The organism is Stenotrophomonas sp. PS02289 (genome assembly GCF_029960115.1).
Taxonomy (GTDB): Bacteria; Pseudomonadota; Gammaproteobacteria; order Xanthomonadales; family Xanthomonadaceae; genus Stenotrophomonas.
In genome coordinates, this window is the sequence record NZ_JASCOZ010000203.1 from 1 (window position 1) to 6,941 (window position 6,941).

The following is a 6,941-nucleotide window of genomic DNA, read 5'->3' on the forward strand; positions in this document are numbered from 1 at the left end:
GCCGTTGGCCGGCCTTGGGACCGCCTGGGCCGGCCAACGGCCGGCGCTACCGCTTGAGTCGGGTTGTGCAGCCAGGCAGGGCCTGGCTCTACAACGTAATCCGCCCGTTGGTCGGATTACTTCACGCGTGCGGAGTATTCGCCCGAACGGGTGTCGACCTTGATGATTTCATCCTGGTTGACGAACAGCGGCACGCGCACCACGGCACCGGTTTCCAGGGTGGCCGGCTTGCCGCCGCCGCCGGAGGTGTCACCACGGACGCCCGGATCGGTTTCGGTGATCTTCAGTTCGACGAAGTTCGGCGGCTGCACGAAGATCGGGGCACCGTTGAACAGGGTCACGATGCAGGCTTCTTCGCCCTTCAGCCACTTTTCCGCGCCGCCCATGCCGGCCTTGTCGGCCTGGACCTGCTCGAACGATTCCGGGTCCATGAAGTGCCAGTACTCGCCGTCGCTGTACATGAAGTTCATGTCGGTGTCGACGACGTCGGCCACTTCCAGGTCGTCGGTTGCCTTCATGGTCAGTTCGACCACGCGGCCGGAACGGATGAAGCGGTACTTGACGCGGGTGAAGGCCTGGCCCTTGCCCGGCTTGACGTATTCGGTGTCCGTGATGACAGCTGGTTCATTGTTGACCAGGATCTTCATCCCGTTCTTGACGTCGTTCATGCCGACAGTGGCCATGCGGTAACTCCTGAATGGGCAAACGCCGCGCAGGCGCGGCGAGCCGGATAGAATGGAAAGCCCCACCGGTACCGGCGGGAAGTCACGTTGTTCTACCCCCTATGATAACCGCAAGGCCCGCCTTTCATGCAGCTCTCCGCCACGCCACTGCCCTCTCCCGTCCGCTGGCAGCAGCTGTGGCGTGACGCGGTGCGCGACCCGCGGGTGCTGCTGGCGCAGCTGGGCTTGGACCCGGCCGGCCTTCCGGTCTCGGACGAGGCGCTGGCCCAGTTCGCCCTGCGGGTGCCGCAGGGGTTCATCGCCCGCATGCGCCATGGCGACCCGGACGACCCGCTGCTGCGCCAGGTCCTGCCGATCACCGACGAGCTGCAGCTCGCGCCCGGGTTCACCCTGGACGCGGTCGGCGACGGGCTGGCCCGCAAGGCCACCGGCGTGATCCAGAAGTACCGCGGCCGTGCCCTGCTGGTGACCACCGGCAGCTGCGCGATCAACTGCCGCTATTGCTTCCGCCGGCATTTCGACTACGGCACGGAAAACGCCGCCCGCGAAGGCTGGCGCGAGGCGGTGGACGCGATCGCGCAGGACCCGGATATCGACGAGGTGATCCTGTCGGGCGGCGACCCGCTGTCGCTGGCCACCCACAAGCTGGTCGAGCTGACCGACGCGCTGAAGCAGATCCCGCACCTGCGCCGCCTGCGCATCCACAGCCGGCTGCCGGTGGTGCTGCCCGAGCGGGTCGACGCCGACCTGGTGCAGTGGATCAGCAGCCTGCCGTGGCCGGTGGCATTCGTCATTCACGCCAACCATGCCAACGAATTCGACGCCAGCGTGGACGCGGCCATGGCGCGCCTGCGCGACGCCGGCTGCACCCTGCTCAACCAGGCGGTGCTGCTGCGCGGCGTGAATGACAGCCTGCAGGCGCTGCAGGACCTGAGCGAGCGCAGTTTTGCCGGCGGCGTGCTGCCCTACTACCTGTACCAGGTGGACCGGGTCCAGGGTGTCGCCCACTTCGAGGTGGATGACGCCACCGCGAAGGCGCTGCACTCCCAACTCACGGCCCGCCTGTCGGGCTATCTGGTGCCGAAGCTGGTCCGCGAGATTTCCGGGGATAGCAGCAAACGCCCCGTATAGGGCGTCGCCTACCGCCCCGATTCGATCATGTTCACCACATCGGTCGCGCTGACCGGGTGGCTGAGCCAGTAGCCCTGGGCCAGGTCGCAGCCGCGCTGGCACAGCAGGTCGAACTGCACTTCCTGCTCGATGCCCTCGGCAACCACAGTGATTCCCAGTGCGTGCGCCATGGCGATGATCGCGGTGGTCAGGGCCAGGTCGTCCGGGTCCCGCTGCATGTCGGCGACGAAGCTCTTATCGATCTTCACCCCGTCCACCGGCACCTGTCGCAGGTGACTGAGACCGGAGAAGCCGGTACCAAAGTCGTCCAGCCACACCTTCACGCCGGTGCGGTGCAGCTTGTCGAGCAGGGCCGCGGCCAGCATTTCATCGCCGATCACCGCCGTTTCGGTCAGCTCCAGGTGCAGGCGCGAGGCCGGCAGGCCGGTTTCGCGCAGGCAGTCGGCCACCAGGGTCGGCAGCTCACCGCCGCGCAGCTGACGCGGCGAGACGTTCACCGACACAAACAGGCCTTCGCCATCGCTGGTCAGCGGCCACTGCACGGCTTCCATGCACGCCGCGCGCAGCACCTTGGGGCCGATCACTTCGATCAGGCCGCTCTGTTCGGCCACTTCAATGAACACCGACGGCGGAATGGTGCCGAGGGTCGGGTGCTGCCAGCGCAGCAGCACTTCCACGCCGCACAGGCGGCGGTCGCGGGTGCGGAAGATCGGCTGGTACACCAGCCGCAGCTCACCGCGCTCCCAGGCCCCGCGCAGCTCCTGCTCCATGTGCACGCGGCGCTCCACGGCGTGGTCCATGGCGCGGCTGTAGTAGCGGTAACAGTTCTTGCCGGCCATCTTGGCCTGGTACATGGCGATGTCGCCGTTCTTCAGCAGCGTGGTCGCATCGGCCGCGTCGTCCGGGAACAGGGTGACGCCGATGGACGTGCCCAGGAACAGCTCGCGGCCCTGCACCACCAGCGGCTTGCCCAGCTCGCGCACCAGCAGTTCGGCCAGCTGGCGGGCACCCGCGGCGACGTCGCCATCGCCGATCAGGATCACGAATTCGTCGCCGCCAAAGCGCGCCAGCAGGGCCTCGTCGCCGCCGGCCTGATGCACGGCCGCGCTGATGCGCTGGGCGAACTGCAGCAGGGCTTCGTCGCCGGCTTCATGGCCGAGCGTGTCATTGACGCGTTTGAAGTCGTCCATGTCGGCAAACAGCAGCGCCAGCCGGTGATTGGACGCGCGCGCAGCCATCAGCCGGTGATCGAGGGCCTCGCGGAACGCCAACCGGTTGGTCAGCCCGGTCAACGCATCGGTGTAGGCCATGTGCCGCACTTCGCGGTCGTGGCGGGCAATAGCCTCGCTCATCCGCGCAAACGCGCGCACCAGTTCGCCCACTTCGCCGGAACTGTTGCTCCGATCCAGCTGGGGGCGGTAGTCGCCAGCCTCGATCTGGCGCGCTGCCGCCGCCAGACCCCGGATCGGCGCGACCAGGGTGCGCTGTACATAGATGATGACGACCACGCCGATGGCCAGCAGCAGGCCGAGCATCAGCAGCAGCCAGCCCAGGTGGCGCTTGCCGACCTGCTGCAGGCGATCGCCCAGGGTCTGGTTGGCGCGCTGCTCCATGGCCTGCACGTCATCCAGCGCCATGCCCACGCGCACCCCGCCGATCCGCTGGTTGCCGATCATGATCGGCATCGCGTTGTCGAGCACCTTGGGCGACTGCTGGACCACCAGGCTGCGTGCGGCCACCGCACCGGCCGCCAACGGGTCCTGCATGGACCGGCCAAAGTCGACCACGTCCGCCGAACCGTCATGGATCAGCTTGCCGTCCTCGTCGAACACCAGCACATAGCGCACCACCTGCTGCCGCGAGGTGTTGCGCACCAGCGCGCCGACCTGCTGCAGGTCGTTGTAATAAAGCGGGTTGGCCAGCGCATCGGACAGCTCACGCGCCAGGGCCTCGCCCCGGCTGCGCACGCTGCGGTCGAACAGGTCATGGATGACCGTCCCGCTGAGGTGCTTGACCTCGTCCTGCATCGTTGCCTGGCGCCCCAACACCACGGCTACGATCGCCACCACCACCACCATCGCCCCGCCCATCGCCAACACAAAGCGGGACTGCATTCCGGAACCCAACGGCCTCATTCCACTTCCATCCGCACGCGTGTAAGACCCTGTTTCAAATCATCCAACCGGTGCTGCATCTGCGCATCCACCCGATGGAACCCGGACGTACCAAAAAACTTCTCAAGCGCCCCCTGCGCCTGCGGGTCGGACGCCGCCTGCAGCAGGACCTCCTGCAGCCGGTCACGCACTTTCGCATCCAACCCGGAGCGCACCACTTCCACCGCACGCGGGTAGGCCTGGGTACGGTACAGCACCCGGAAGTCGCGCTTGAAACTGGCCGGCACCCGCTGCGGGTCGGACCAGTCCACGCTGCTGACCGCGCCGGCGTCGACCAGACCCTTGTGCACGAAGGTGGCAATGTTGGCCTCCGAACGCGCAAAAACATAGCCCACGGTGTCCGGCGCGGCCGTATCGCGGGCAGACAACAGGATCTCCGGGGTCAGCCCTTGCTGCAGCAGGGTCATCACCGGCACCAGGTAGGCGCTGGTGGAGGCCACGTTCTGCAGGGCCAGCGAATGGCCCTTCAGGTCGGCCAGCTCCCGGATCGGGCTCTCGCGGCGGACAAAAAACACCGTGTGGTAGTCGCGCACGCCGCTGCGCTCGGTCAGCAGCAGCGGCTGCGCGCCACTGCGCAGGCCCAGGGCGACGGCGGTTCCGGTGGTTTCGGTGACCCAGTCGACCCGGCCGCGGCGCAGATAGCTGGCCATCTGCTGGGCATCGGGGGCCATCAGGATGCGGCCTTCGGTGATGCCCACGTCGCGCATGCGCGGAACCACATAGTCGAGCAGAGGCTGCAGCTGCGCATGGTGTGCTTTGGGATTGTCGCTGATCCGGCCCAGAACGAGCACGTGGCCCGTCCCGGCTGGGTCAGGCCCGGCCTGCGCGGAACCGGCCATCATGGCGATGCCCAGACACAGCAGTCCTACCTGCAGCAGCCCTCGCAGCACCGGCAATCCCATCTGCTCCCCCCAAAGGAATCGAGACAGCCTACCTGAAAAAGTGTGACGTGCGTCAGGCGATTACGGCTTATTTTGGGCCAACCTCGCCATCCGCTGGGCATCCGCCAGAATGCCGCGCAACAACCGTACTTCCTGCTCGCTCAATTCCGTGCGAAGGAACAGGCGGCGCAGCTTGCGCATGGCCGACTCCGGGGCGCGACCCTTGTGGAAGTCGATGTCGTCCAAAGTCTGCCCGAGCTGGCCGAACAGGCCCTCGAGCTGGGCATGGCTGGCAGCCTGCTCGCGGGGTTCGGCGTCGGCGCTGTCGGCGGCCGGGGCAGCGTCCAGGTGGGCCACGCGTAGTTCATAGGCCAGCACCTGCACGGCGGCGGCGAGATTCAGCGAGCTGAACTCCGGATTGGAGGGGATGTGCACGGCCAGGTGGCAGAGCTGCAGCTCCTCGTTGGTCAGGCCGGTGCGCTCACGACCGAACACAAAGGCCACCTCGCCCGGGTCGGCGGCGTCGCCGGCCTTGGCCAGGGCGCGCTCGGCAGCCACGGCGGGCAGCAGTTCCTCCAGCTGGACGCGGCGGGCACGGGCGGTGCAGCCCAGCACCAGCCGGCAATCCGCCACGGCCTCGGCCAGGGTGCCGACCACCGGGGCATCGCCCAGCACGTCCTCGGCCCCGGCCGAACGCCGGAAGGCTTCTTCATCGAGGGGCTTTTCCGGGGCCACCAGCACCAGCCGGCCCAGTCCCATGGTCTTCATGGCGCGGGCAGCAGCGCCCATGTTGCCGGGGTGCTGGGTGCCGACCAGAACGAAACGGATGCGGGTTGGAGCGGTTTGCAGAGACATGAACAGGCCAAACGCGAGAAGAACTGCGACAAATGGTAAACTGTGTCACCGGCCTGTGCGCCGGCACCGCTCTTTTCCCCCGCCAATCCCCCCTCTGCCTTTCCGGGAGCTTTTCGCCATGCAGAAACCCGCCGTCACCGTCATGGTCAAGGCCGCCCGCCTCGCCGGCAACGTTTTGTTGCGCAACATCAACAAGCTGGAGGCACTGAACGTCGTGCAGAAGGGCCGCATGGACTATGCCAGTGAAGTGGATGCGGACGCGGAAAAGGTCATCGTCAAGGAACTCAAGCGCGCCTACCCGGAGTACGGGATCATGGGCGAAGAAGGTGGCGTGCAGGCGGTGAACCGTTACATGTGGGTGATCGACCCGCTGGACGGCACCAGCAACTACCTGCGCGGCTTCCCGCACTACTGTGTGTCGATTGCCCTGACCGAGAACGGCGAACCGACCGACGCGGTGATCTTCGACCCGCTGCGCAATGAACTGTTCACCGCCAGCCGCGGCGCAGGCGCGGTGCTCAACGACCGTCGCATCCGCGTGGCGGACCGCAAGGACCTGTCGGGCGCGATGATCCACACCGGCTTCGCGCCGCGCGAGCGTAACCGCGCCAGCTCGCAGCTGAAGGCGCTGGACGCCCTGCTGGTGCAGGCCGAAGACGTGCGCCGCACGGGCTCGGCGGCACTGGACCTGGCCTACGTGGCCTGCGGCCGCGCCGACGCCTACTTCGAAGCCGGCGTGAAAGCCTGGGACATCGCCGCCGGCGTACTGCTGGTCCGCGAGGCCGGTGGCCGCGTCTGCGACTTCAAGGGTGCCACCCCGGCCCGCATGGACAGCCGCGGCCCGGAAACCCAGCAGATCGTCGCGGGCAACGTGAAGAACAGCGAGATCCTGCAGAAGGTCCTGGTCAACACCGGCTACGCCGCCGAGTTCGACGCCAAGTTCTAAGCTCCGCCCCGCTTCGCGTCAAAGCACAACGGCACCTACGGGTGCCGTTGTTGTTTCTGGGGTTCCCCGAAACGCCCGCACGCCCTCTGATGGCACGAACTACGTAGAGCCGGGCTCTGCCCGGCTGCTGTTGGATTCGTGCGGACAGCCCTCCGCTGCCGCTCCACGTGTCTGGGACCGGCGGGTGGGGGGTACGGGACACGCCTTAAATCTCCCGTTTGGCTCGGGCGGCACATCCATGTGCCTTCACGGTCCCGTACCCCCCACCCAC

The 6,941-nt window shown here is 67.3% G+C and carries 6 protein-coding genes; 2 read left to right on the forward strand and 4 right to left on the reverse strand.

Features of this window, described 5'->3' with window-relative positions:
- Positions 1-116 precede the first annotated feature (116 nt).
- Complete coding sequence (efp, locus tag QMX83_RS19080; protein WP_282298220.1) at positions 117-683, reverse strand: elongation factor P; 567 nt, start codon at positions 681-683, stop codon at positions 117-119.
- A gap of 126 nt (positions 684-809) precedes the next feature.
- On the opposite strand from efp, the gene epmB reads away from it, so the two are divergent.
- Positions 810-1,814, forward strand: coding sequence for an EF-P beta-lysylation protein EpmB (gene epmB, locus QMX83_RS19085; RefSeq protein WP_282298221.1), 1,005 nt, complete (start codon positions 810-812; stop codon positions 1,812-1,814).
- Between the two features lie 8 nt (positions 1,815-1,822).
- Here epmB and QMX83_RS19090 read toward each other — a convergent pair whose 3' ends face one another.
- Genes QMX83_RS19090 through QMX83_RS19100 form a run of 3 tightly spaced genes read right to left on the reverse strand, consistent with a single transcriptional unit; the run spans position 1,823 to position 5,724 of the window.
- A complete protein-coding gene (locus QMX83_RS19090; protein ID WP_282298222.1) occupies positions 1,823-3,949 on the reverse strand; it encodes an EAL domain-containing protein in 2,127 nt (708 codons plus the stop codon).
- Positions 3,946-4,890, reverse strand: coding sequence for a phosphate/phosphite/phosphonate ABC transporter substrate-binding protein (locus tag QMX83_RS19095; RefSeq protein ID WP_282298223.1), 945 nt, complete (start codon positions 4,888-4,890; stop codon positions 3,946-3,948). The genes QMX83_RS19090 and QMX83_RS19095 overlap by 4 nt, the downstream gene beginning before the upstream one ends.
- Positions 4,891-4,950: 60 nt before the next feature.
- Complete coding sequence (locus QMX83_RS19100; protein ID WP_282298224.1) at positions 4,951-5,724, reverse strand: RNA methyltransferase; 774 nt, start codon at positions 5,722-5,724, stop codon at positions 4,951-4,953.
- 118 nt (positions 5,725-5,842) lie between these two features.
- Between QMX83_RS19100 and QMX83_RS19105 the strand changes: the two genes are divergently transcribed.
- Positions 5,843-6,670: an inositol monophosphatase family protein gene (locus QMX83_RS19105; protein WP_282298225.1), complete on the forward strand. Its 828-nt coding sequence runs from the start codon at positions 5,843-5,845 to the stop codon at positions 6,668-6,670.
- Positions 6,671-6,941: the final 271 nt, after the last annotated feature.

Bases quoted from the DNA above. Each gene is read 5' to 3' on its own strand.
- QMX83_RS19100 (WP_282298224.1), bottom strand. From the start codon at position 5,724: ATGTCTCTGCAAACCGCTCCAACCCGCATCCGTTTCGTTCTGGTCGGC.
- QMX83_RS19090 (WP_282298222.1), bottom strand. From the start codon at position 3,949: ATGAGGCCGTTGGGTTCCGGAATGCAGTCCCGCTTTGTGTTGGCGATG.
- QMX83_RS19105 (WP_282298225.1), top strand. From the start codon at position 5,843: ATGCAGAAACCCGCCGTCACCGTCATGGTCAAGGCCGCCCGCCTCGCC.
- QMX83_RS19095 (WP_282298223.1), bottom strand. From the start codon at position 4,890: ATGGGATTGCCGGTGCTGCGAGGGCTGCTGCAGGTAGGACTGCTGTGT.
- efp (WP_282298220.1), bottom strand. From the start codon at position 683: ATGGCCACTGTCGGCATGAACGACGTCAAGAACGGGATGAAGATCCTG.
- epmB (WP_282298221.1), top strand. From the start codon at position 810: ATGCAGCTCTCCGCCACGCCACTGCCCTCTCCCGTCCGCTGGCAGCAG.